The 23879-nt window shown below is 69.9% G+C and carries 22 protein-coding genes; 17 read left to right on the forward strand and 5 right to left on the reverse strand.

Features of this window, described 5'->3' with window-relative positions; translation table 11 throughout:
- Window positions 1-35: 35 nt before the first annotated feature.
- Window positions 36-1145 carry a 4-hydroxyphenylpyruvate dioxygenase gene (gene hppD / locus ACFY3D_RS21170; protein ID WP_362898873.1) on the reverse strand — a complete coding sequence of 370 codons (1110 nt, stop codon included), beginning with the start codon at window positions 1143-1145 and terminating at the stop codon, window positions 36-38.
- 102 nt (window positions 1146-1247) lie between these two features.
- On the opposite strand from hppD, the gene ACFY3D_RS21175 reads away from it, so the two are divergent.
- Together ACFY3D_RS21175 and ACFY3D_RS21180 are read left to right on the forward strand one after the other, a co-directional pair.
- Window positions 1248-1727: an Lrp/AsnC family transcriptional regulator gene (locus ACFY3D_RS21175; protein WP_350950016.1), complete on the forward strand. Its 480-nt coding sequence runs from the start codon at window positions 1248-1250 to the stop codon at window positions 1725-1727.
- A 102-nt stretch (window positions 1728-1829) separates the two neighbouring features.
- Window positions 1830-4010, forward strand: coding sequence for a transglycosylase domain-containing protein (locus ACFY3D_RS21180; protein ID WP_389981585.1), 2181 nt, complete (start codon window positions 1830-1832; stop codon window positions 4008-4010).
- Window positions 4011-4588: 578 nt separating this feature from the next.
- Here ACFY3D_RS21180 and ACFY3D_RS21185 read toward each other — a convergent pair.
- The gene (locus tag ACFY3D_RS21185; RefSeq protein ID WP_389981587.1) at window positions 4589-6601 is read right to left on the reverse strand and encodes a thioredoxin domain-containing protein; all 2013 of its coding nucleotides are present in this window, start codon (window positions 6599-6601) and stop codon (window positions 4589-4591) included.
- Window positions 6602-7255: 654 nt separating this feature from the next.
- Here ACFY3D_RS21185 and ACFY3D_RS21190 point away from each other — a divergent pair.
- The 3 genes from ACFY3D_RS21190 to ACFY3D_RS21200 are packed head-to-tail and all read left to right on the forward strand — an operon-like array spanning window position 7256 to window position 9891.
- Entirely contained in the window at window positions 7256-7828 is a 573-nt protein-coding gene (locus ACFY3D_RS21190; protein ID WP_389981589.1) for a DUF2243 domain-containing protein, read from the forward strand.
- On the forward strand, window positions 7786-8679 hold the full coding sequence (locus ACFY3D_RS21195) for a cytochrome c oxidase assembly protein (protein ID WP_389981591.1): 894 nt from the start codon (window positions 7786-7788) through the stop codon (window positions 8677-8679). The genes ACFY3D_RS21190 and ACFY3D_RS21195 overlap by 43 nt, the downstream gene beginning before the upstream one ends.
- 51 nt (window positions 8680-8730) lie before the next feature.
- A complete protein-coding gene (locus ACFY3D_RS21200) occupies window positions 8731-9891 on the forward strand; it encodes a hypothetical protein (RefSeq protein WP_389981593.1) in 1161 nt (386 codons plus the stop codon).
- Between the two features lie 203 nt (window positions 9892-10094).
- Here ACFY3D_RS21200 and ACFY3D_RS21205 read toward each other — a convergent pair whose 3' ends face one another.
- From ACFY3D_RS21205 to mca, 3 genes are all read right to left on the reverse strand, one after another.
- Window positions 10095-10412, reverse strand: a complete 318-nt coding sequence (locus ACFY3D_RS21205; RefSeq protein WP_362924282.1) for a GNAT family N-acetyltransferase — start codon at window positions 10410-10412, stop codon at window positions 10095-10097.
- 137 nt (window positions 10413-10549) lie between these two features.
- Window positions 10550-10750 carry a hypothetical protein gene (locus tag ACFY3D_RS21210; protein WP_350950386.1) on the reverse strand — a complete coding sequence of 67 codons (201 nt, stop codon included), beginning with the start codon at window positions 10748-10750 and terminating at the stop codon, window positions 10550-10552.
- Window positions 10751-10784: 34 nt separating this feature from the next.
- Window positions 10785-11681, reverse strand: coding sequence for a mycothiol conjugate amidase Mca (gene mca / locus ACFY3D_RS21215; RefSeq protein ID WP_362898887.1), 897 nt, complete (start codon window positions 11679-11681; stop codon window positions 10785-10787).
- Window positions 11682-11908: 227 nt separating this feature from the next.
- Between mca and ACFY3D_RS21220 the strand changes: the two genes are divergently transcribed.
- The 12 genes from ACFY3D_RS21220 (at window position 11909) to ACFY3D_RS21275 (ending at window position 23755) form a co-directional block, all read left to right on the forward strand.
- Entirely contained in the window at window positions 11909-12337 is a 429-nt protein-coding gene (locus tag ACFY3D_RS21220) for a DUF4307 domain-containing protein (RefSeq protein WP_362924286.1), read from the forward strand.
- A 112-nt stretch (window positions 12338-12449) separates the two neighbouring features.
- On the forward strand, window positions 12450-12950 hold the full coding sequence (greA, locus tag ACFY3D_RS21225; RefSeq protein ID WP_350950305.1) for a transcription elongation factor GreA: 501 nt from the start codon (window positions 12450-12452) through the stop codon (window positions 12948-12950).
- Between the two features lie 198 nt (window positions 12951-13148).
- Window positions 13149-14444, forward strand: coding sequence for a C40 family peptidase (locus ACFY3D_RS21230; protein WP_389981595.1), 1296 nt, complete (start codon window positions 13149-13151; stop codon window positions 14442-14444).
- A 302-nt stretch (window positions 14445-14746) separates the two neighbouring features.
- Entirely contained in the window at window positions 14747-15274 is a 528-nt protein-coding gene (locus ACFY3D_RS21235; protein WP_389981597.1) for a hypothetical protein, read from the forward strand.
- A gap of 290 nt (window positions 15275-15564) precedes the next feature.
- Entirely contained in the window at window positions 15565-17364 is a 1800-nt protein-coding gene (locus ACFY3D_RS21240; RefSeq protein WP_389981599.1) for a phosphoenolpyruvate carboxykinase (GTP), read from the forward strand.
- Between the two features lie 211 nt (window positions 17365-17575).
- Window positions 17576-18550, forward strand: a complete 975-nt coding sequence (locus ACFY3D_RS21245; protein WP_389981601.1) for a TIGR04222 domain-containing membrane protein — start codon at window positions 17576-17578, stop codon at window positions 18548-18550.
- Complete coding sequence (locus ACFY3D_RS21250; protein ID WP_389981603.1) at window positions 18543-19355, forward strand: DUF692 family multinuclear iron-containing protein; 813 nt, start codon at window positions 18543-18545, stop codon at window positions 19353-19355. The genes ACFY3D_RS21245 and ACFY3D_RS21250 overlap by 8 nt, the downstream gene beginning before the upstream one ends.
- Window positions 19348-19731, forward strand: coding sequence for a hypothetical protein (locus ACFY3D_RS21255; protein ID WP_389981605.1), 384 nt, complete (start codon window positions 19348-19350; stop codon window positions 19729-19731). The genes ACFY3D_RS21250 and ACFY3D_RS21255 overlap by 8 nt, the downstream gene beginning before the upstream one ends.
- A gap of 102 nt (window positions 19732-19833) precedes the next feature.
- The gene (locus ACFY3D_RS21260; RefSeq protein WP_389981607.1) at window positions 19834-20613 is read left to right on the forward strand and encodes a TIGR04222 domain-containing membrane protein; all 780 of its coding nucleotides are present in this window, start codon (window positions 19834-19836) and stop codon (window positions 20611-20613) included.
- Window positions 20614-20867: 254 nt separating this feature from the next.
- Window positions 20868-21344 carry a hypothetical protein gene (locus tag ACFY3D_RS21265; RefSeq protein WP_389981609.1) on the forward strand — a complete coding sequence of 159 codons (477 nt, stop codon included), beginning with the start codon at window positions 20868-20870 and terminating at the stop codon, window positions 21342-21344.
- A 78-nt stretch (window positions 21345-21422) separates the two neighbouring features.
- Window positions 21423-22190, forward strand: coding sequence for an isoprenyl transferase (locus ACFY3D_RS21270; protein WP_350950296.1), 768 nt, complete (start codon window positions 21423-21425; stop codon window positions 22188-22190).
- 221 nt (window positions 22191-22411) lie between these two features.
- The gene (locus tag ACFY3D_RS21275) at window positions 22412-23755 is read left to right on the forward strand and encodes a PhoH family protein (RefSeq protein WP_350950295.1); all 1344 of its coding nucleotides are present in this window, start codon (window positions 22412-22414) and stop codon (window positions 23753-23755) included.
- Window positions 23756-23879 lie beyond the last annotated feature (124 nt).

The following is a 23879-nucleotide window of genomic DNA, read 5'->3' on the forward strand; positions in this document are numbered from 1 at the left end:
GGAGACCTCGCCTTCGGACGTGGGCAGGAAGCCGGTTACAGGTTGCCTCGCAGGTCCTGCTCGCGCTCGATCGCCTCGAAGAGCGCCTTGAAGTTGCCCTTGCCGAAGCCGAGTGAGCCGTGCCGCTCGATCAGCTCGAAGAACACCGTCGGACGGTCCTGCACCGGCTTGGTGAAGATCTGCAGCAGGTAGCCGTCCTCGTCCCGGTCGACCAGGATGCCGCGCTTCTTCAACTCCTCGATCGGCGCGCGGACCTCACCGATGCGGGCGCGCAGCTCCGGGTCGTCGTAGTAGGAGGCGGGGGTGTCCAGGAAGCTCACACCGGCCTCGCGCATGTGGTCGACCGTGCTCAGGATGTCGTTGGTGGCGAGCGCGATGTGCTGCACGCCGGGGCCGCCGTAGAACTCCAGGTACTCGTCGATCTGTGACTTCTTCTTGGAGATCGCCGGCTCGTTGAGCGGGAACTTCACCTTGCGGGTGCCGTCCGCGACCACCTTGGACATCAGTGCCGAGTACTCGGTGGCGATGTCGTCGCCGATGAACTCCGCCATGTTGGTGAAGCCCATGACCCGCCGGTAGAACTCCACCCACTCGTCCATCCTGCCGAGTTCCACGTTGCCGACACAGTGGTCGACGGCCTGGAACAGGCGGCCGTTGCGCACGTCGGGGGCCGCCACCAGGGGCTTCGCCGCGACGTAGCCGGGCAGGTACGGGCCGCTGTAGTTGGACCTGTCGACCAGGGTGTGCCGGGTCTCGCCGTACGTGGCGATCGCGGCCGTCACCACCTTGCCCTGGTCGTCCTCCATGACGTGCGGCTCCACGAGCCCTCGCGCGCCCTGGGCGAGCGCGTGGGCATAGGCGGCCTCCACGTCGGGGACCTCGATGGCGAGGTCGATCACGCCGTCGCCGTGCTCGGCGACGTGGCGGGCGACCCCGGTGCCGGGCCGCACCGCCCCCCGGAACTCGAACCTGGCGGAGCCCGAGGTGAGGACGTACGCCACCTCGTCGCGGCTGCCGTTCTCCGGGCCTCGGTAGGCCACGAGCCGCATGCCGAACGCGGTGGAGTAGTAGTGGGCGGCCTGCTTGGCGTTGCCTACCGCGAAGACCACGCAGTCCATACCGTTCACAGGAAAGTTGTCGCTCATACGAATACTGTCTGTTTTGTTGGGCTGTTTGTGCAACACTGTCTTCGAAGACCAGACAATATGCACACCTACTCGCCGTCCATCGCGGAGCATCTGTACATCATGACGATCGACCAGCTCGACGCCCGGCTCATCGCCCTGCTGGCGGCGGAGCCCCGGCTGGGGGTGCTGGAGTGCTCACGGCGGCTCGGTGTGGCGAGGGGGACCGTGCAGGCACGCCTCGACCGGCTCGCCGCCCGGGGGGTGGTCACCGGGTTCGGTCCCGACGTCGACCCCGCCGCGCTCGGCTACGACGTGATGGCGTTCGTCACCCTGCAGATCCGCCAGGTCAGCGGGTACGATCCGGTCGCCGATCAGCTCGCCGCCATTCCCGAGGTGCTGGAGGTGCACACGATCACCGGCGGTGACGACATGCACTGCCGGGTGGTGGCACGCAGCAATGCCGACCTGCAGCGGGTAATTGACCTGATCGTTGACGTCCGGGGCGTGGTCAGAACCTCGTCGGTGATCGCCTTGGACACCCCTGTGCCATACCGTGTTCTGCCTTTGGTGGCCGATGTCCCGCGCAAGGGGAAGGGCTAGCCGTACCATGCCAAGCAGGGGCCAGACACCGTTATCCATCGTTTACCCTTAACGGTCCGCAACCGTCGGGGGTCAGCGGCGGGTCCTATCGGGGGGTCACGCGTGTCAAAGGGCGGGACGAGCAGTCGCAGGAGGAAACTCCTGAGAATCACACTCATCGTCTTCGGTGTCGGGATCATCTCGGCGATCGGCCTGCTCGGGGTGGTGTGGGCGATCACTCCCATCCCCGACAGCACGCAGCCGAGGGCCACCGCGCAGGGGTCGGTGATCTACTACCGTGACGGCAAGACCGTGCTGGCCAGACAAGGCGTCAACCGCAAGAGCGTGACCCTCGACAAGGTGCCGCAGAGCCTGCGGAACGCGGTCATCGCCGCGGAGAACCGCTCCTTCTACGAAGACCAGGGCGTCTCCCTCTCCGGCACCTTCCGCGCCATGTGGTCCACGATCAGCGGCCGGCAGCTCCAGGGTGGCTCCACGATCACCCAGCAGATGGTCCGCAACTACTACAGCGGTCTCAGCCAGGAACGTTCCATAATCAGGAAACTCAAGGAGGTCATGATCTCCTTGAAGGTGGACCAGTCGAAGTCGAAGGACTGGGTGCTGGAGCAGTATCTCAACACGATCTACTTCGGCCGGGGCGCCGACGGGGTCCAGGCGGCGGCCGGCGCCTACTTCGGCAAGGACGTGAGCAAGCTGAGCGTCGCCGAGGGCGCCTACCTCGCCGCGGTGATCCAGCAGCCCTCCAGGTTCGCCGACCCGCGGGGCCCCGACCTGCACGCGGCGAGGGACCGCTGGAGGTCGGTGGTCGACGGGATGGTGGCCACCGGGGCCGTCACCTCGGAGGAGGCCGCCGCGCTGACCTTCCCCACCCTCCGCAAGCCCAAGGCGATCTTCGCGCCCAAGGGGCAGGAGGGCTACATGCTCGACCAGGTGACGGCCGAGCTGAAAAACAGGGGCTACACCGACGAGGTCATCAACCAGGGCGGGCTGAAGATCGTCTCGACCTTCGACAAGAACCTGATGGCCGCCGCCGAGCGTGCCGTCACCTCGATCCTGCCGGACGACACCCCCAAGAAGGTCCGCACCGGGCTCGCCGCCGTCGACCCCGCCACCGGTGAGGTCGTGGCCTTCTACGGCGGACGCAGCTACGCCGCCAACAAGTTCGACAACTCCTTCTCGGCCAAGGTGCAGGCCGGATCGACGTTCAAGACGTACACGCTGGCCGCGGCCCTGGACAACGGCTTCGGCCTCGACACCAGGGTCGACGGCAACTCCCCGCTCAGGATCGCCTCCGCCGACATCCCCAACTCGGGCGGCTACTCCTACGGCGAGGTGAACCTCGTCAAGGCCACCCAGAGCTCGGTGAACACCGCGTTCGTCGACCTCGGCCAGAAGGTCGGCCTGAGCAAGGTCGTCAAGGTCGCGGAGAGCGTCGGAATCCCCCGCAAGCAGCTCGACCCGCACCGGGGCGCCGCCACGCTCCCACTCGGTGTGGCCTCGGTGAGCGCCGTGCAGAACGCCTCGGGCTACGCCGCCTTCGCCGCCGAGGGCGTCCACCGCGAAGCCCACGTGATCCGTTCGGTCACCGACGCCGAGGGCAACGTCGTCAAGAGCTCGACCAAGGGCAAGCGTGCCTTCGGCGAGCAGGCCGCCGTCGACGCCACCTACGCCCTCACCCAGGTCGTGGAGGGAGGCACCGGCTCCGCCGCCCGCCTCTACGACCGTCCCGTGGCGGGCAAGACGGGCACCACCGACGAGTCGGCGGCCGTGTGGTTCGCCGGGTTCACCCCGCAACTGGCCGTGGCGGTCGACATGTTCCGTGACGACAACAAGCCGGTGACGGTGAACGGCAGCGCCCTGTACGGCGGTTCCTACCCCGCGCAGATCTGGCGGGCCTTCATGACCGAGGCGATGGAGGGCAAGCCGGTCAAGGAGTTCAAGGAGCCGTCCAACTACGGCTACGCCCCGTACGACTACAGCTCGGGCGACCAGCACGGTGACGACCAGACCGGCGGTCAGGACACGACCACGCCCGGCCCCGACGAGGCGGCCACCCCCGGCCCCGACCAGAGCGCCACCCCCGATCAGCAGACTCCAGGCCCCGACCGGACCCCGGCCCCCGAGGACACCGGCAGAGGAACGGACGGTCCCGGGCCAGGCAGGGGTGAGGACCTCGGCGGCGATGGCGGCGGAGGCGGCAGGGGAGACCGAGGAGACAGGAGCGGTGACTTCGGTGTCGACGACCTGGGCCGCAGGCTCGGCGACCCCGGCCTGAACGAATGACCCGGCCCGGAAACCGAACCGGTCGGCGTCTTTCACCTGCCGGTGACGTCGACCATGCCACCCGCACCTGATGAAGGAACGGCCGGTCGAGTTCTCCTCGCTGACGCCTTGCCGGTCCTTACGGCATCGACCCCGCAGTGGTTTCTTACGGCATTGACCCTGAAGTGGTGCGTGAGACACGCGTCAGCTACGGCGATCGGCCCTGGGAGGTCCCGTCGCGAGGGCTTCAGCACCGGAGAGCGCGCTGGGCGGCCGGAGAGTGAGCGACTACGGTCCGCACGCGGTACGGCGGGGTGGAGGTGCGCGGAGGTGGGTGGGTGTTCCGGCCAGCGTATAAAAGCCCGAAACCGTCGCGCCCGAGCAGGCCGGAGGCCTGAAACGCCAGGGAGCAACTGAGACGGCCGGCCGGAGCACCCACCCACCGGAGCGCGCACCTCGGATCAGCCGGAAAACAGCCGCAGCGCACACCCGACCCACCCGCAACCCGAGCTGACCTCGGCCGGGACAGCCGACCTCGATCCGGGCATCCGAATCCGGCCAGGCGACCGCTCCACCCGGCCGTTGATCCCGGTCTGCCGTTACGCCTCGCCCGCCAGCTCGGCTCGAAGAGCCTCGGGGGTGGTGACGGGCATCCTGCAGGTGAAGCCGCGGCACACGTACGCCGCGGGCTCGCCGCCCACCAAACCCCGCCCGCCCAGCAGCGGAACCTCCCCGGAACCGGAACCCGGATCGCCGAGCGCCAGCACCAGACCCGGTAGAGGGGACAGCAGGGCGGTCCTGTGCAGGGCGGTCGTCGCCGGATCGCCCGCCGGGCCCACGATCGCGACCTCGATCGGACCGGACAGCGCGGCCTGGGCCGCGGCCAGCCCCCACCCGGCGAACCTCGCGTGTTTGCCGGCCAGCACGGTGACCGTGCCCAAAGCCGCCTCGGCGGCCTCGCGGTGCCTGGCCGAGCCGGTCAGCGCGGCGTACGAGAGCAGCGCGCCCGCGGCGGCGAACTGGCCGGACGGCGTGGCGTTGTCGGTCGCGTCCCGTGGGCGCTGGAAGAGCGGTTCGGCGTCGTCGGCGGTGTCGTAGAACCCGCCGGAGCCGTCGGAGAACCGCTCCAGGACGGTGTCGAGCAGCGCCTCGGCCCGGTGGAACCAGCGGACCTCGCCGGTCACCCCGTACAGGGTGAGCAGGCCCTCCGCGAGGTCGCCGTAGTCTTCCAGGACTCCGGCGTTGGCGCCGGCCCTGCCGTCGCGGGAGGTGCGCAGCAGCCGGTCGCCGTCCACATGGAGCTCGTCGACCAGCACGGCCGCCTCGCGCGCCGCCTCGACGAGGTCCGGTCGCTCGAACAGGGCGCCGGTCTCCGCGAGGGCGGCGATGGCCAGGCCGTTCCAGGCGGCCACCACCTTGTCGTCCCGTCCCGGCCGCACCCGGCGGGACCTCGCGGCGAGCAGCGCGGAGCGTACCCGGGCGAACCGCTCCTCCTCGCCGGGGTCGGGGTCGGCGAGGAGCTGCAGCACCGAGGTGCCGTGCTCGAAGGTCCCGGTCACCTCGAACAGCTCGATCGCCCAGAGCCCGTCCTCCTCGCCGAGGACCTCACGAAGCTCCTCGCGGGTCCAGGCGTAGAACTTGCCCTCCACGCCCTCGCTGTCGGCGTCCAGGGCGGAGGCGAAGCCCCCCTCGGGGGTGCGCATCTCGGCCAGCAGCCAGTCGGCCGTCTCCAGCGCCACCCGCCTGCCCAGCGCGGAGCCGGTGGAGCGCCACCAGTGCGCGTAGACCCGCAGGAGCAGGGCGTTGTCGTAGAGCATCTTCTCGAAGTGAGGAACCACCCACTCGGCGTCCACGCTGTAGCGGGCGAAGCCTCCGGCGAGCTGGTCGTAGATGCCGCCCCGCGCCATGGCCTCCAGCGTCCGCCCGGCCATGGAGATCGCCGCTTCGGCGGTCGCCCGCCCTCCGTCTCCCTCGGCCGCCGCGCCGTACCGCAGCAGGAACTCCAGCGCCATCGACGGCGGGAACTTGGGTGCCCCGCCGAAACCGCCGCGGACCGGATCGAAGGACTCGGCCAGGTTGTGCACGGCCCGGGTGAGCGTGTCCGGCGTGGGAAGCGGCCCGGACGGCAGCGCCGACCGCTCGTTCAGCGCCTCCACGATCTTCGAGCCCTGTTCCAGCACGGCCTCCCGCTCGCCGGTCCAGGCGTTCGACACCCCGGTCAGCAGCCGCTGGAACTGCTGCCTGGGAAAGTAGGTGCCGGTGTAGAAGGGGTGGCCCCCGGGGGTGGCGAAGACCGTCATCGGCCAGCCACCGTGACCGGTCATGGCCTGGGTGGCCGCCATGTACACCGCGTCGACATCCGGCCGCTCCTCGCGGTCGACCTTCACGTTGACGAAAAGCTCGTTCATCAGAGCGGCCGTGGCCCGGTCCTCGAAGGACTCGTGGGCCATCACGTGACACCAGTGGCAGGCCGAGTATCCGACGCTGATCAGCAGCGGCACGTTCCGCCGGGTGGCCTCGGCGAACGCCTCCTCACCCCATTCGAACCAGTCGACGGGATTGTCCGCGTGCTGCAACAGATACGGGCTCGTCGCGTCCTTCAAACGGTTCATGGGAATCCTTTCTGGCGGGCGACCGGCACTGAAGCAGGAACCCTCACGGGTGACCGTGGGAATCGCCCTCGTTGACGAGCTGACGACGTTGACGACGGGGAGGAGGCCGGGGCCCTTTCCCGCGTGCGCGGTGCGTGAACGGTGGGTCCTCCTGTCAGTGGTGCCGGTCGCAGCTCTTTCCCGCGTGCACGGTGCGTGATTCCTCTCGCGCGGTGCGCGGAGGCCGCGCGTCGTGGTTCTTCCCGCTCGCTGCCCTTCACACCAACCCCGGAGGGGGACGACGCCACGAGCGCGGGTGGGACACCCGTCGCGCGGTCGCCATCGCCATGATCGATCTCCGTGCGGCCGTGGTCGAAATTTTAGGCCGTGAGCGACGCACCCGGGTGCGTCGCTCACATACGCCCGCCGGTGGTTCTGGTGAGGTTTGCCGGGGAACCCCGCCACATCCACGGGCGGAGCGGCCCCTCTTCACGGTGAAGCGGCGGGTCGGCGGGCGGCATGTGATCACGGACCACGTTGACCCGTACGTGGAACGGACAGGACTGACCGGGCGCGAGCCGGGAACGAGGGGGCCGTGATGACGAACGGACCGAACAGGCCGGGCGGGCCGGGCAGGCCGGACGGACAGGACTGACCGGGGGCGAGGGGGCCGTGATGACGAACGGACCGGACAGGCCGGGCGGGCCGGAAGGCAAGGCCGGTGCCGGGCGGATCGCCCTGCCGGGCGCGGTGCTTGGCGTCGGGCTGGGAGGGTTCGTCGATGGCATCCTGCTGCACCAGATCCTGCAGTGGCACCACATGCTGTCCAGCACGAACACCGACAACATCGGGGTGAGGTACTACCCGGTGGACACCGTTCCAGGGTTGCGGATGAACACGCTGTGGGACGGGCTGTTCCACGCGTTCACCTGGCTGGCGGTGCTGATCGGTCTCGGCCTGCTGTACTCGCGGGTCCTGCACTCCCGTGGCCGGGTGTGGAGATCGCGGAAGCTGTGGGGCTGGATCCTCGTGGGATGGGGGGTGTTCAACCTGGTGGAGGGCGTGATCGATCACCATCTGCTGGGCATCCACCACGTACGGACCGGGCCGTACCAGACCTGGTGGGATCTGGGATTCCTGCTGCTGGGCGCGCTGCTGGTGCTCGGCGGGTGGCTGTTGCAACGCGGTGGCGATCCGGTCGAACTGTGCGACGAGGGCGAGCGTACCCCCGCCGCGCCGACGTCGTGATCGCCCTGCCCCAGGGGACGCACGGGGTCCACGGGGTCCACGGGGGCGACCTGGTGGCGGCACTGCCGCCGACGGTCCTCGCCGTGGTGGCGGTGGGGTACGTGCTTCTGGCGGTGCGGCGCGGCCGTGAGCCCAAGGGCTGGAGCCGATGGCGGACGGCGGGTTTCCTCGCGGGCGTCGCGCTGGTCGTCGCCGCCGTGACCGGCCCCGTCGCCGCTTTCGCCGGGACGGACTTTCGCGGGCACATGCTGCAGCACCTGATGATCGGCATGCTCGCGCCGCTGGGCCTGGTGCTCGCGGCCCCGGTGACGTTGCTGCTGCGTTCGCTGCCGCCGGTCCACGGGCGGCGTGTCGGCGCGGTGCTGCGCCGCCGGGCGGTGCACCTGCTGACCGACCCGTGGATCGCGCTGCTGCTCAGCGTGGGGGCCATGGTGGCGCTGTACTGCACCCCGCTGTATCGGATCACCTCCACCGGCGGGCTGCCGCACCACCTGACGCACCTGCATTTCCTGCTGTCCGGGTGCCTGTTCGCCTGGGTGATCGCCGGTCCCGATCCGGCGCCGCGGCGCCCTTCGGTCCCCCTCCGGCTGGTCGTGCTGGGGGTGGCGATCGCCGTACACACCGCGTTGTCGCAGCTGATGTACGCCGGACTCCTCGTCGACGTGCCGGTGCCGGCCGAACAGCTGCGCGGAGCCGCGGAGATCATGTACTACGGCGGGGACATCGCCGAACTGCTGCTGGCGTTCGCGCTGGTGAGCACCTGGCGCCCCGCGCGGGCGGCCGGCCGTGCCGGCCCCGGATCGAGCCCTGAGGCTTTCCCGGCGGGCCCGGCGTCCCGGTACGGGAGGTGACACCGGGCGGGAAGGTGTGTTCGCGGCGCTTCGGGCGTAGGCTCACTGGGCGTGGATCTCGACTTCGTCTGTGTGCACGCCGGAAGGGCGGCTTCCGAGCTGACCCGGCGTGATGTTGCCCGCGCGCTGCTCGCCGTGCCGTCAGGGGTGGCGCTGGTGGCGCTGCCCGATCTGAGGCGGGCGCTGCTGGCGGCGGGAAACCCGCTGTCGGTGCCCTTCTGGGACTCCGCGAAGGCGACGCTCAGCGCGATCGAGTCCGGCGCCGCGACCGTGGGGGATGTGCAGCGCTGGATGGAGTCCACGGGCACCGAGCCGCTCCTGCTCACCCCGAGCTTCTTCGTCTGGCCCGAGGAGGACGAGCGGGGGCCGGTCGGTGAGGAGATGTTCCGCGGGCTCGTCGCCCACCTGGAGGAACGGGTCGCGGCGGGGGAGATCGATCCGGACGCGCTCGCCCGGGGCGACGAGGGGGCGAGGGAGGCCTACGCGGACCTTCAGGAGCGCTGGCTCACCAGCCCGCTGCCCGACGGCCGGGTCCCCGGGACGGCGGTCTCCGACGAGCAGGACGAGGAGCTGTTCGCCGCCTGGGACGAGGAGGAGGCGTTCGCCCTGAGCGAGTTGCGGCGCATCCTGGCCGAACTGCCCGCCCCCGAGCGGCCCGTCAGGGAGTTGCGGGCCGCGGCGAGCAGGCTGCGCGAGGTGCTGGGCAGGCCCGGCTATCCGGGCAACGTGCTGCGGGCCTGTGCCGGGTACGAGGGGGAGCCGCTGCCGGCCGACGACGAGGAGCTCTGGCTCACCGTCACGGCGGGCATCGCGGGGCCGATCTCCGACCTGTCGGAGGAGGACGACCGGCTGGAGATCTTCTCCGATCTGGACGGGGAGCTCAGCCACGAGGACTCGGTGCTGGCCGCCCTGTGCGCGATCCACCACGCCGACTGGCTGGCCGTGGTCGCCGCCCTGGCCAGGCGTGGCCCCGGGGTGCTGGCGTCCCCCGAGCGGATCGCGAGGCTCATCGCCGAGTCGGAGGACATCGACGTCGATCTGGACGAGCCGGAGGACCTGGAGGCGGCCGAGACGCTCTTCAGCTCGGTCACCCCGCTCTGGGCGTGCCTCGGGATCGTCGACAGGACCGAGGTGCTCACCTCGCTGGGCCGATGGGGGCTACCCAAGGCGCTGGAGCGCGCCTGGTCCTCGACGGACACCCTCGGCGACTGACGGGGACGCTCGCGTACGGCCCCCGTACGACCGGGAGGAAGCCAGGATTCCGACGCGTGCCCGTACGGCTCAGGGGAGCCCTCGTGAGCCCGCCGGGGCCAGGCCGTGGCGCCGTACGGTGACCGGCGACCCTCGGGTGACCTTCCGCCCTCGATTCTCGGCCACCGACTCCCCGCTCTCGGTTTCCGGTGCGAACCGCGAGGTCAGGCCTCCTCGTCGAGGAGGTCGCGATAGCCCTCGGGCACCAGATCCCGGTATTCGGGGTGGCGTCGGATGTAGCGGGAGATGAACGGGCAGAGCGGCACGACCGACTGTCCCGACGAGCGGCTCGCGTCGAGGGCGGCGGAGGCGAGCCTGCTGCCCAGGCCCTTGCCCTCGTGCTCGGGGAGGATCTCGGTGTGGGTGAAAATGATCTTCCCGGCGCGCAGGCGGTACGCGGCGAATCCGGCGACCTCGCCCTTCAGCAGGATCTCGAAGCGGAGGGCCTCGGGGTTGTCGGAGACCTCGATGTCGTCGGCCATGCTCGTCCTCGCTCGTTCTCGGGGGTTACCGGTTCGGCCCACTGCCGTGCGTGTCGCACGGTGGCCGGTCGGGGCCGCGGGGCCGGGGATGTGGGCGATCACCCCGGGCACGCCGGAGGTGCGCGGGGTCGCCGGAGCTAGGGAGCGGTCGGCGTCGTGGTGGTGACGTCGGTCTTCTGCTCCCTCAGCTCGGCCTCGGAGGGGACCTCGATCCTGGAGATCTGCTTCCTCATCGACTTGACCAGCATGTAGAGGGCGAACCCCAGACCGGCGATGACGAGGAAGCCCAGGAGGCCCGGACTGACGTCACCCTTGGTGACGATGTCGAATGCAATCACATGTCAAGTTTGCCACCGCCACCCCATGGTCGCGTCAGTGGCAGGCGTGCGAGACCGTGTCCGCGGGGACCTCCGCGTGGACGCCCGTGAACAGGTCGTCCTCGGGAAGCCCGACGTCCACGAGCGATCGGGCCAGGTGGTAGTCCTCGGTCGGCCAGATCTCGCGCTGCAGGTCGCGCGGGCAGACGAACCAGAAGCCGTCCGGGTCGACCTGCGTGGCGTGCGCGAGCAGCGCCTCGTCGCGGAGTTCGAAGTAGTCGCCGCAGGGGATCCGGGTGGTCACCGGCCACTTCTGCGGGCGATCTTCCCAGCGGGAGATCCAGTCGGCGTACGGGGAGCCGATGCCGCGGGCGTTCATCGCCTCGTGCAGCGCCTCGAACCGGTCCTTGGTGAAGCCCATGTGGTAGTAGAGCTTCATGGGCTGCCAGGGCTCGCCGGTGCCCGGGTAGCGGTCGGGGTCGCCGGCCGCCTCGAACGCCTCGACCGAGACGCGGTTGGTCATGATGTGGTCGGGGTGCGGGTAGCCGCCGTCGTCGTCGTAGGTCAGGATCACGTGCGGCCTGAACTCGCGGACGGCCGCCACCAGCGGCGCCGAGGCGATCTCCAGCGGCTGCAGGGCGAAGCAGCCCTCGGGCAGCGGCTCGCTCTCGTCCTCGGGCAGGCCGGAGTCGACGAAGCCCATGAAGCGCTGCCGCACGCCGAGGATCTCGCGGGCGCGCTCCATCTCCAGGCGCCGGACCTCGCCGATGTTCTCAAGAATCTCCGGGCGGTCCATCTTCGGGTTCAGGATCGACCCGCGCTCGCCTCCGGTGAGCGTACAGACCAGCACGTCCACGCCCTCCGCCACGTAGCGCGCCATGGTGGCGGCGCCTTTGCTCGACTCGTCGTCGGGATGCGCGTGAACGGCCATCAGCCTGAGCGGTGCACTCACGGGCTCGGTGTCTCCTTATGTCGGTCGCGCGTCGGATCGTCGTCGGTCGCCTCGCGGACGGCCCGCCTGGCCGTGTCTTCCGCTCCGCTCGACGTGGTGCCCCCGCGCGCCCTCGGCTTACGTCACTCTAGGGAGAGGTTAGTTTCTCTTGGGCGGTCGCGAGGGCGAGGCCCTCGCAGGGGACAATTGTCTCGGATAACACCGAGGTAGTGCAGGGAGATTCCGTCATGGCCACCAGCGAAGCCGAGAAGGGCCGTCGGGACGGTCCCGTCCTCGGCACCCCGGGCGACTTTCCCGACCGCCCGGAGCGCAGGGGGCGTTTCGTGGTGCACGCCGTGATCGCGATCCTCTGCGTCGTGTGCGCCGGGGGGTGGGGCTACGTGATGTGGGCGGCGAAGGGGGACACGGAGGTGATCGACCAGGTCATCGCATTTGACACCAGTCGCGGCGATTCTGCGCAGATCACCTTCGAAGCGGTCAAACCATCCGATCGCGCGGCGCTCTGCCGCCTGCGGGCCACCGATGTCAGCCACGTCGAGGTCGGCAGCAAGGAGGTCAATATTCCGGCTGGTGAGGGGTATGTTCGGCTTACCGAACGGCTAGAGACCAGTGCTCAGGCCACTTCCGTTCACGTCCAGTACTGCTATCTCGTATAGTGAGACATTTGGGGAGGCGGTCGAGGGGTTAACTTGTTAGCCTTTCGAGATTCGACCGACAGCAAACCCCCAGGCACCAAGCACGAAGCCCCCGAGGAAGCAAGGAGAACCCGTGGCCGACTCCCACAACGAGAGCGTCACCTGGCTCACTCAGGAGGCGTATGACCGCCTGAAGGCTGAGTTTGAGCACCTCTCGGGGCCCGGGCGCGTTGACATCGCCAAGAAGATCGAGGCGGCACGCGAAGAGGGCGACCTGAAGGAGAACGGCGGCTACCACGCCGCCAAGGACGAGCAGGGCAAGATGGAGGCCCGTATCTTCCATCTCCGCCAGATCCTGGACAGTGCCAAGGTCGGTGAGGCGCCCCGCACCGAAGGCGTGGTCGGCCCCGGAATGACGGTCACCGTCCGCTTCGAGGGCGACGACGAGGAGGTCGCCTTCCTGCTGGCCTCGCGCGAGGAGAGCGGCGCCCCGATCGACGTCTACTCGCCCAAGTCGCCGCTCGGTTCGGCGATCAACGGCAAGAAGATCGGCGAGAAGGCGACCTACACGATGCCGAACGGCCGTTCCAACACGGTCGAGATCCTTGAGGCCGTGCCGTACATCGGCAACTGACCTCCGCGACCCTGATCGATTCGCTGATCCGCCGGGACGGGCGTCCCGGCGGATTGCCGTGTGCCCAAAGATTTGACAGGCTTTCGCAAAACTTGTGGCTGCATTGCAGATTGGGTGCTTTTCGGTGGGTTTGCGTGCATCGTGGGACGGTCTACGGCACCCTCGTAGGGCTGGAGTTCGCGGGGAAGGGGATATGTCGTGTTCAAGCGGCGACCACGTGTCTCCGACCTGATCCGGGAAGCCCGGCAGGACCTCGCCTACACCCCTCGTCCCCGCTACAGCTACCGCACCGCCCGCCTGATGAGGCGGGCGGTTCCGATCCTGGCGGTTCTGCTCGTCGGCCTGCTGGCCACCGGTCTGATGGTCTTCACCCAGATGCCGGAGACCGAGCCCGAGAAGATCACGATGCGCAAGTCCGTCGCCACCCTGCCGACCCAGGTGGCCAAACCCGTCCAGGGCGGGCAGAACGGTAGCTCACCGGAACCGGTGGCGCCGCTCACCTCGATGCGGCAGCCGCACCTGTTCGTCGTCGCGAACAGGCCGCTCAGCGCGGCCGCGGTCGCCAAGGTCGCCCAGCTCTCCGGGGTGCGGGCGGTGGAGCGCGCCGACGCCGCCGAGGTGGTCCTGGACGGCAAGCGGGTGCAGACCCTCGGGGTGAACCCCTCGACGTTCCGTGCGTACACCCCCAAACCGACCGCGCGCTCCGACCGGCTCTGGCGGAACGTCTCGGCGGGGGAGGTCGCCGTCTCCTTCGTCCTGGGCAACGACGGCGGCATGCCGCTGGGCAAGACCTTCACCACCGCCGGGCGTGAGCTGCGCGTCGGTGCCTACGCCACGATGGGCATGGGCGCCATCGACGCCGTGGTCTCCCGGCCGACCGCCCGCGCCCTGGGCATCCCGGAGAACAACGCGCTCGTGGTGAGCGCGCCGAAGGCCGACTCCGCGAAGCTGCGCCTCACCCTCCTGCGCGCCCTGCCCAAGGGGTCACAGGTCGCGGTGATCAACCCGGTGCTGCGGGCTCCCGGCAAGACCACCGCTCCCGGCAGGACCGTGACTCCCGACAAGACCGCGACGACCTGGTCCGCGAGTTCCTTCATGACCGCCCCGCAGGTCACGACCGCCCTCACCGCCGCGATCGGCAAGCTCGGCCGCCCGTACGTGTGGGGGGCGGAGGGACCCGACAGCTTCGACTGCTCGGGCCTGGTCCAGTGGGCGTACGCGCAGGCGGGGATCAAGGTGCCCCGGGTGACGCACCAGCAGTTCGTCTCAGGACCCCAGATCCCGCTCGCCCAGGCGCAGCCCGGTGACCTGCTGTTCTGGCGGCACGACCCCACCAACCCCGGTTATGTCTCGCACGTGGCCATTTACTGGGGAGACGGCAAGATGCTGCACGCTCCCAGGACCGGCGACGTGGTCAAGCTCGTCCCCGTCACCACCCGCAACTTCGCCGGCGCCGTCCGGATCAGCCCGGGGGTCGCCGCCCGGGTCCGCTAGCCCGGTGTCGCCCGGGTCCGCCGGCCCGGTGCCGAGCGGCCCGGTGCCGAGCGGCCCGGTGCCGAGCGGCGCCGCCGGCCCGGTGCCGCCCTGGTGTGCCGGTCCGGGTGTCGGCCTGGTGGGCAGGTCCGGCTCCGCCGGCCCGATGCCGAGCGCGCGACTTCGATCGCCCTCGGGTGATCGCCCGCCGCGCTCGCCCGGGGACCTGACTTCGGCCACTTCGTTTCCTCGCCCGCGGGCGCCTCTCCGGTCTTCCCCCGCGATGCTGGCTTCGATCTACGAAGCGATGTAATCTAAATTACATGGAAAACGATGAAGCGGTGGAGAAGCTGCGCGGCTGGTTCTCGGGGAGGCTCCCCGAGGAGTGGTTCGAGGGTGGAGTGGAGATCGTGCTCGACCGCGAGGAGATCACGGTGGTCGGCAGGCTCCGGGCTCCCGCGCTCGGTGACGACGTCTCGGAGGTGGAGCGTTCCGCCGCGGTGGAGGGCGGCGTCCTGCGTTTCCGCGAGGAGACGAGGGAGCGGCGCGTCGAGATCGCGCTGGAGGCCGAGCATCGTTTCCGCAGGAAGGTCTCCTGGGGCGTCGCGGTCGGTGACGAGACGGTGATGTTCACCACACTCTCGGTGCCCGTCATGACCCGGCTCAAGCAGTCGGAGCGCCAGGTGCTCGACACTCTCGTCGCCGCCGGAGTGGCCCGCAGTCGCAGCGACGCGCTCGCCTGGTGTGTGCGTCTGGTGGGCAACCACACCGACACCTGGCTGGCGGATCTGCGGGACGCGCTGCAACACGTCGACCGTGTGCGGGCCGCGGGGCCGGACGTGAATTCCTGACCCCATCGGGGAAAATGGCGAAAAAATTGGTCTGAACCTGTCCGGTGATTGGTTTAGACCTTTCTTATTGGCCTATACCACTGGTGGAACGGCTTTTTTTAGAGTCACTTCTTTTGGGTAGGGGTTTCGAAACCCCACGTCTCCTGCCTGGGCATACGTGGGCAGGGGCGTCGGGTCTGGGGTGTCGAGACGTGTGATCGCGTTAATTCAGTGGTCTACGCCAATTGGAGTGGACGCGGTCCGGTCGTCAATGATGCCTTGGTCCCGGGAAGTGTAAAGGAGCCCAAGCAGTGTCTGTTGTCGTAGATGCCACCGCCGTCAGCCCGACCCGCCACGAGGAGCTCGCGGGGTGGGTCAAGGAGATCGCCGAGCTGACCCAGCCGGACCGGATCGAATGGTGCGACGGCTCCGAGGCCGAATGGACCCGCCTGACGAACCTGCTGGTCGAGCGGGGCACCTTCACGCGCCTTTCCAAACGGCAGAACAGCTTCCACGCCGCCTCCGACCCCAGCGACGTCGCCAGGGTCGAGGACCGGACCTACATCTGTTCCGAGCGCGAGGAGGACGCGGGGCCGACCAACAACTGGATCGCTCCCGCCGAGATGCGCCGTACCTTCGGCGAGATCTTCAAGGGCAGCATGCGGGGCCGGACGATGTACGTGGTGCCGTTCTGCATGGGCCCCCTGGGCGGTGAGATCTCCCAGCTCGGCGTGGAGATCACCGACTCGCCGTACGTGGTCGTGTCCATGCGCGTCATGACCCGCATGGGCGAGGACGCCCTGCGGCTCATCGAGGAGCGCGGCGGCTACGTCAAGGCCGTCCACTCGGTCGGAGCCCCGCTGGAGCCCGGCCAGGACGACGTGCCGTGGCCGTGCAACCCCACCAAGTACATCAGCCACTTCCCCGAGACCCGCGAGATCTGGTCCTACGGTTCCGGGTACGGCGGCAACGCCCTGCTCGGCAAGAAGTGCTACGCCCTGCGCATCGCCAGCACGATGGCCCGCGACGAGGGCTGGCTCGCCGAGCACATGCTCATCCTCAAGATCACCCCGCCCTCGGGAGAGACGCGCTACGTCGCGGCGGCCTTCCCGAGCGCCTGCGGGAAGACGAACCTCGCCATGCTCCAGCCGACCCTCCCCGGGTGGAAGGTCGAGACGATCGGCGACGACATCGCCTGGATGCGGTTCGGCGCCGACGGACGGCTGCGCGCGATCAACCCCGAGGCGGGATTCTTCGGCGTCGCCCCCGGGACCGGCGAGTCCACCAACGCCAACGCGGTCAAGACGCTGTGGGGCAACAGCATCTTCACCAACGTCGCCCTCACCGACGACGGCGACGTGTGGTGGGAGGGCCTCACCGATGAGCCCCCGGCGCACCTGACCGACTGGAAGGGCCGCGACTGGACGCCGGAGTCCGGCGAGCCCGCCGCGCACCCCAACGCCCGCTTCACGGTCCCGGCCGCGCAGTGCCCGACGATCGCCCCCGAGTGGCAGGACCCCGAGGGCGTGCCGATCTCCGCGATCCTGTTCGGCGGGCGCCGCGCCAGCGCGGTCCCCCTGGTGACGGAGGCGTTCGGCTGGCGGCACGGTGTCTTCGTAGGGGCGAACATCGCCTCGGAGAAGACCGCCGCGGCCGAGGGCAAGGTCGGAGAGCTGCGCCGCGACCCGTTCGCGATGCTGCCCTTCTGCGGTTACAACATGGGCGACTACTTCGCCCACTGGCTCAAGATCGGCCGGCGTGAGAACGCGCGGCTGCCGCGCGTCTACTACGTGAACTGGTTCCGCAAGAACGACGAGGGCAGGTTCATCTGGCCCGGCTTCGGCGAGAACACCCGCGTTCTCAAGTGGATCGTCGACCGCCTCAACGGCGAGGCGGAGGCGGTACGCACCCCCATCGGCCTGCTCCCCGCCGAGCTCGACACCGAGGGCCTCGACGTCTCCGACGAGGACATGCGGACGCTGCTGAGCGTCGACGAGGAGATCTGGAGGCACGAGGCGTCGCTCATGCCCGCCTTCTTCCAGACCTTCGGCGACCACCTGCCGGGAGAGCTCTGGGAGGAGCACGAGGCCCTCGTCGCCCGCCTGGGCTGAAAGGGCCGTGCCATCCGGGCGTGCCGGAGACCGGGAGCCCTGGCTCCCGGTCTCCGGCGTACTCGGGGCGGGTGGCCGCATTTCGCCTGGTGACCGACATCTCACTGAGTCGCCGTCGAAGTCGGGCGAAACTTCTGCCAGGCTGTGCGCGTCTATCTGAGTGCACGGGACGCCGCTCCTGCGGCCCACCTTTCCCCCCGAGGAGGCGGACATGGAGTTCTCGCTCTTCGTCATCGCCTGTGTCGTCGGCCTTGTCATCCTCTCCACAGCCATCACGGTGCGCCGTGAGCACCGCCGGGTCCGCTCGGCCATGGCCGGCCACTACGGCGGACCGCCGAACCCGTACGAGCTCGCCTATCTCGCCGGAGGGCCGCGCCGCGTGATCAACACCGCGCTCGGCCTGCTGGCCAGGGCCGGGGTGATCCGGGTCTCGCGAGGCGGGCACACCAGCCTGGTCGCCGGTGCCAAGCCCTCTCCCGACCCGATCGAGCACGCCGTCATGGAGGCGCTCCACCTGCGCGGAGGCTCGGCCCCCGTGGGTGAGGTCCGCCGCGCGGTGGCCGAGGGGCGGGGCGTGGAGAGTCTGCGCTACCGGCTGCTGGGGCTCGGCCTGCTCGTGCCCGAAGGTGCGCTCGACCACGCGCAGGCGCTGCTCAGCCGGCTCCAGATCGCCTCGATCATCGAAGTGATCGTCGTGGCGGGCATCCTGCTCGCCGGGGCGACCGGAGGACTGGGCACCTTCGCGCTCCTGGTGGGCATGATCTCGGCGATCGGCGGCTTCTCCGCCTACTCGCGGCAGAAGCGGGCCCTGCGCGACGCCCTGAGCAACGCGGGCCGCCAGGTGCTCGCCTCCGCCCGCGAAGCCCATGTGCGAGGCAGCCGCCCGCTGGTGCCCGATCTGGCCTTCGCCGTCGGCATCCCCGTCGCCCTGTACGGCCTGAGCGAGCTCAACGAGCCCGGACTGGAGGAGGAGCTGCAGCGTCAGACCGCGGGCGCCGCCAACAGCTGCGCCACGGGCGCCTGCGGCGGCGGCTCGAACTCCGGTGACGGCCTCTCCTTCGGAGGTGGCGGCGACTTCGGCTCCGGCGGCTGGGGCGACTCCGGCGGGTCGGGTGACGGCGGCGGATCGAGCGACGGCGGCGGCTCCAGCTGCGGCTCCGGGTGCGGTGGCGGGTGCGGTGGCTGAGCCTGGGGCGCTGGGGGTGGGCATCGGCTGGCGGCCGGAGATCGACCTGACCGTGGAGCGGCTGCCCGGTGTCGACTTCGTCGAGGTCATCGCGGAGAACGTGAACCCCTCCCGGCTTCCCGAGTCACTGCGGGTGCTGCGTGCCCGCGGGACACCCGTGATCCCGCACGGTGTCGGGCTCGGCATCGGTGGCGCCGAGTCCCCCGACCCGCGGCGGCTGGCGCATCTGGCGGACTGCGCCCGAGCCCTGGACGCGCCGCTGGTCAGCGAACACCTCGCCTTCGTACGGGCGGGCGGGATGGAGGCCGGGCACCTGCTGCCCGTCCCGCGCACCCGGGCCGCGCTCTCGGTCGTCGCCGAGAACGTGCGACGGGCGCAGGACGCCCTCCCCGTGCCGCTGGCCCTGGAGAACGTCGCCGCCCTGTTCGGCTGGCCGGAGGACGAGATGACCGAGGCCGCCTTCCTCGGCGAACTGGTGGAGATGACGGGTGTCGGGCTCCTGATCGACGTGGCGAACCTCTACACGAACCAGGTCAACCTGGGGCTGTCGGCCGTCGCCGCGCTGGACGGCCTGCCGCTGTCCGAGCTGGCCTACGTCCACGTCGCCGGGGGCCACTCCCACCGGGGGCTGTGGCACGACACCCACACCGCCCACGTCCCCGCGGACGTGCTGGACATCCTCTCCGAGCTGTGCGCGCGGGTCGAGCCGCCCGGTGTGCTGCTCGAATGGGACGACGACTACCCCAGCGACGGCGCCCTGGAAGGGGAGCTCGGCCGGATCCGCGGTGCGATGGCCCGTGTCTGAGGACGGGGCGAGGGAGGCGCTGGCCAAGGCGCAGGCGGCCCTGGTGGCGGCCCTGGTGGCCGGGGAGGAGGCGCCCCGGGGTTTCGACCGGGAGCGGCTGCGGATCCAGGAGGCCGCCCTGATCTCCAAGCGGCGCAGGACCGTGGCCAGACTGCGGCCCGATCTGGCCGCGCTGCTCGGCGACGGCTTCGCCGGGGAGTTCGACGCCTACGCGCGGGGCCGTCCCAAGCCGCAGGGCGGTTCCCACGCCGACGCCCGTGACTTCGCCGACCACCTCCGCGCGGCGGGACGGCTGCCGGAGGAGCCCGTGGCCCCGGAACCCGGCCCCCCGCCCCGCCGATGGTGGCTCTTCGGCGGACGCCGCCGAGCCGGGTAACCGATATCGGTCCTGCCGGACAGGGTGCGGCAGAAACTTCCGGCCCTTCCCGTTCGTCCACCGGGTAGTGAACCTCAGGCAGGGACCGTCCCGGAGGCCGTCATGCAGAGCGTACAGATCGTCGTCATGGTGGGTCTCTCGCTTCTGGGAGTGGTGGGGCTGATCGCGCTGCGCCTCGCCATGCGCCCCTCGCGCGTCTACGAGGGGCCCGAGCTGACGCCGTACGAGCTGGCGCTGCTCGCGGGTGGCCGGCCCAGGGTGGCCGAGACCGTGCTCGCCTCACTGACCGCCGTAGGGGCGGTGAGGGCGCAGCGTGACGGGCGGCTGACGCAGGTGTCAGGCCAGATCGGCGTGCTCACCCAGCCGGTGCAGACAGAGGTCCTCGAGCACCTCAGGGGGCATGCGGGCGGCGTGCCGGTCTGGGTGGTCAGGAACGGGGTCGCCCAGGGGACCGCGGTGACCATGCTGATCGCGCGGCTGAGGGATCTGGGGCTGATCGACGCGCCCGGTTCGGGGCGGGCCGACCCCACCCACCTCAATCGTGCGGGGAAGACCGCGCTGGCCCACTACCGCCTGCGCCACCGCGAGGACAGGTCTCTGCCACCCCGTGCCGGAGAGCACATCGACCATGACGAGCTGAGCATCCTGGGCGTCGCCCTGCACGGTCTGAAGCAGTTGGAGGACGGGCGGCTGGCGGAGATCCTGTCCATGGAAGGCCCGCCACCGCCTCGCGCGCCGCGGCGCGGCTCCTCCCGCCGTGGCGGCGGCTCCGGCGTCTCGGCGAGTTCCTCCTATTACGGCGGCGGGGGCTGCGGCGGCGCCTCCGGCGACTCCGGTTCAGGGTCCGGCTGCGGCGGCGGCGGTTGCGGCGGCGGCTCCTGAGGACCCCGGACAGGCCGGGTGACGCCGCCTCGGGGACGTGTACGGGGCGGCGCCGCCGGGGTGGCGTGCTCTTGGGGAGGTGCGTGGGTGGGGACGCCCGGGGGACGCGGCCCTGAGGGTGTGCGCCGGGGCCGTCGCCCGGATGGCGGGGACATGGAGGGCGTTGATCATGTTTTGGCGGACTGGGGCGGGATACCCTCTCTGAGGTGGGGGGACTGCGTTGTCTTGATGGTTCTTATCTGACCGTTACGCCAGTGGCGTGCCGTGACAGTGCCGGTACGCCGTACGAGATCACCCTGCGGCTCCACCGCGACGGCGCGCTGTACGGCACGGTGGGCGAGCGGTGCGGCTGGTTGCTCACCCGGCTGGCGCGAGGGGTCGCCGAGGCGCGTGCTGGTCACGAGGCCCGATGGCCCGACCCCGACGACCGCTTTCCCGGCGACGAGGAACTGTTCGCCTTTCGTTACCGGGCCAGGAACGGTGTCGTCGGCGGGGGCGAACTCCGCTGCCAGCTGCGGACCATCCCGATCTGGGTCCCGGGGCGACGGGGGCCCGGTGGAGAGTGGCGGGTCACCAGAAGGGCGTTCCTGGAGGCGTGGGGCAGCGACGGGGTGGGGATGCGCGCCGTTCTGACCTCCTCCGAACTGGGCGTTTTCGTGGAGGCGCTCGTCGCGGAGGCCGAGGAGTGCCTGGGATCTCCCAACCCGGGCAGGGCCGCCAGATCCCTGTAGCGGGGGCCGAGAGGTCCGCGGGGCGGTGATAATTGCCTGTCAGTGCCCATTCGTGGCAGTGCTGAGGGAGGGGCTTCAATGGGCGTGCGCGATCTCGTCTACCGCCTGTACGAACGCCGGCTTGAGTCGAAGCTGTCCCGTCACAAGGAGATGGTTCCCCGGCACGTCGGCGTGATCGTCGACGGCAACCGGCGCTGGGCGCGCTCGATGGGCCTCGACGACGTGAGCCGAGGGCATCGCAAGGGCGCGGACAAGATCTCGGAGCTGCTCGGCTGGTGCCGGGAGGCCGGTGTCGAGGTCGTCACCGTGTGGTTGCTGTCGAGCGAGAACATCAACCGCTCCAAGGACGAGCTGGACCTCCTGGTGAAGATCATCGAGGACGTGGTCCAGGAACTCGTGGCCGACGGATGGCACATCAAGCCCATGGGCGCGCTTGATCTTTTACCTGATCACACGGCTCGGGTGCTCAAAAACGCAAAAGAAGCGACATCACATCGTCCCGGTTTGATTGTGAACGTTGCTGTTGGGTATGGAGGAAGGCGTGAGATCGCTGATGCGGTGCGCTCCCTTCTCCAGGAGCACGCGAGCAAGGGCGCAAGTATCGAGGACCTTGTCGAGGTCCTCGATGTCGAGCACATCGCGGAGCATCTCTACACGCGCGGCCAGCCCGATCCGGATCTGGTCATCCGGACATCGGGGGAGCAGCGGCTCTCAGGCTTCCTGCTCTGGCAGAGCGCTCACTCCGAATTCTACTTCTGCGAGGCCTACTGGCCTGACTTCCGCAGGGTCGACTTCTTGCGGGCTCTCCGCTCCTACGCCGCGCGACACCGCAGGTACGGTTCCTGAAATTCCCCATGAACGCCCCCTTTCGGGCGGTCTTAAGCAGTTGGAAGTCGGGCATTCAGGACGTACCGTAAGAAGTAGGAGAGCACAGCTCACCTACGCCGGAGAGGGCCCGCCTTTGCGTCACGACCTGCTGAGGAGGGCCGGTCAACGGTCCCTGCTCGACGTTCTCGTGAGCGGGCCCCTGGCCGGTCCGCATCCCAGCTCATGGCAGGGCACCGTCAATGGTGCCCGGGGGAGAACGCGTGGCAAACCCTTCGTCCTCACCCACGTCGCCGGCAGTGCAGCGGCGCACGTACGTCCTGGACACCTCGGTGCTCCTGGCGGATCCAACGGCGATGAGCCGTTTCGCCGAGCATGAGGTCGTCCTCCCGATCGTCGTCATCACCGAGTTGGAGGGCAAACGCCATCATCCAGAGCTCGGATATTTCGCGCGCAAGGCGCTGAGATACCTCGACGAACTCCGGGTGACACACGGACGTCTGGACGAGCCCATGCCGATCGGCGAGGGCACCATCCGGGTGGAGCTCAACCACAGTGACCCGTCCATCCTGCCCGTCGGGTTCCGGCTCGGCGACAACGACACCCGGATCCTGACCGTGGCGAAGACCCTCGCCGCCGAGGGCCACGACGTGGTGCTGGTCTCCAAGGACCTGCCGATGCGGGTGAAGGCCGCCTCCATCGGGCTCGCCGCTGACGAATACCGCGCCGAACTCGTGGTGGAGTCCGGCTGGACCGGCATGGACGAGCTCCAGGTGACCGCGGAGGACGTCGAGACCCTCTTCGAGCACGGCACGGCCGACCTGGTCGACGCCCGTGACCTGCCCACCCACACGGGCCTGCGCCTGCTGTCCAGCAGGGGTTCCGCGCTGGGCCGGGTGCTGCCCGACAAGTCGGTGCGGCTGGTACGCGGCGACCGCGAGGTCTTCGGCCTGCACGGCCGCTCCGCCGAGCAGCGGATCGCGCTCGACCTCCTGATGGACCCCGAGGTCGGCATCGTCTCGCTGGGCGGCCGGGCGGGCACCGGCAAGTCCGCGCTCGCCCTCTGCGCGGGCCTGGAGGCGGTCCTGGAGCGCCGTCAGCACCGCAAGGTCATCGTCTTCCGTCCCCTGTACGCCGTGGGCGGCCAGGAACTGGGCTATCTGCCGGGTTCCGAGAACGAGAAGATGGGCCCGTGGGGGCAGGCGGTCTACGACACCCTGGGCGCGGTCACCACACCCGAGGTGATCGAGGAGGTCATGGACCGGGGCATGCTGGAGGTGCTTCCGCTCACTCACATCCGCGGCCGGTCGCTCCACGACGCCTTCGTCATCGTGGACGAGGCGCAGTCGCTGGAGCGCGGGGTGCTGCTCACCGTGCTGAGCCGGATCGGCGCCAACTCCCGGGTCGTCCTCACCCACGACATCGCCCAGCGCGACAACCTGCGGGTGGGGCGTCATGACGGCGTCGTGGCGGTGGTGGAGAAGCTCAAGGGACACCCGCTGTTCGCGCACGTCACCCTGACCCGCTCCGAGCGCTCGCCGATCGCGGCGCTGGTCACCGAGATGCTGGAGGACATCACGATGTGACGGGGCGTCGGACGCCGCCGGAGCGCGGTCGCGGGCCGTACGGGCCCCGCGACCGCGCTCCGCGCGTTGTGGCTCCGTGCCTCCGGTGGCGGCCGGTGCGTCGGGGCGCCCGCGGATTCCGGTG

The sequence above is a fragment of the Streptosporangium sp. NPDC000509 genome (assembly GCF_042898365.1).
Lineage (GTDB): Bacteria > Actinomycetota > Actinomycetes > Streptosporangiales > Streptosporangiaceae > Streptosporangium.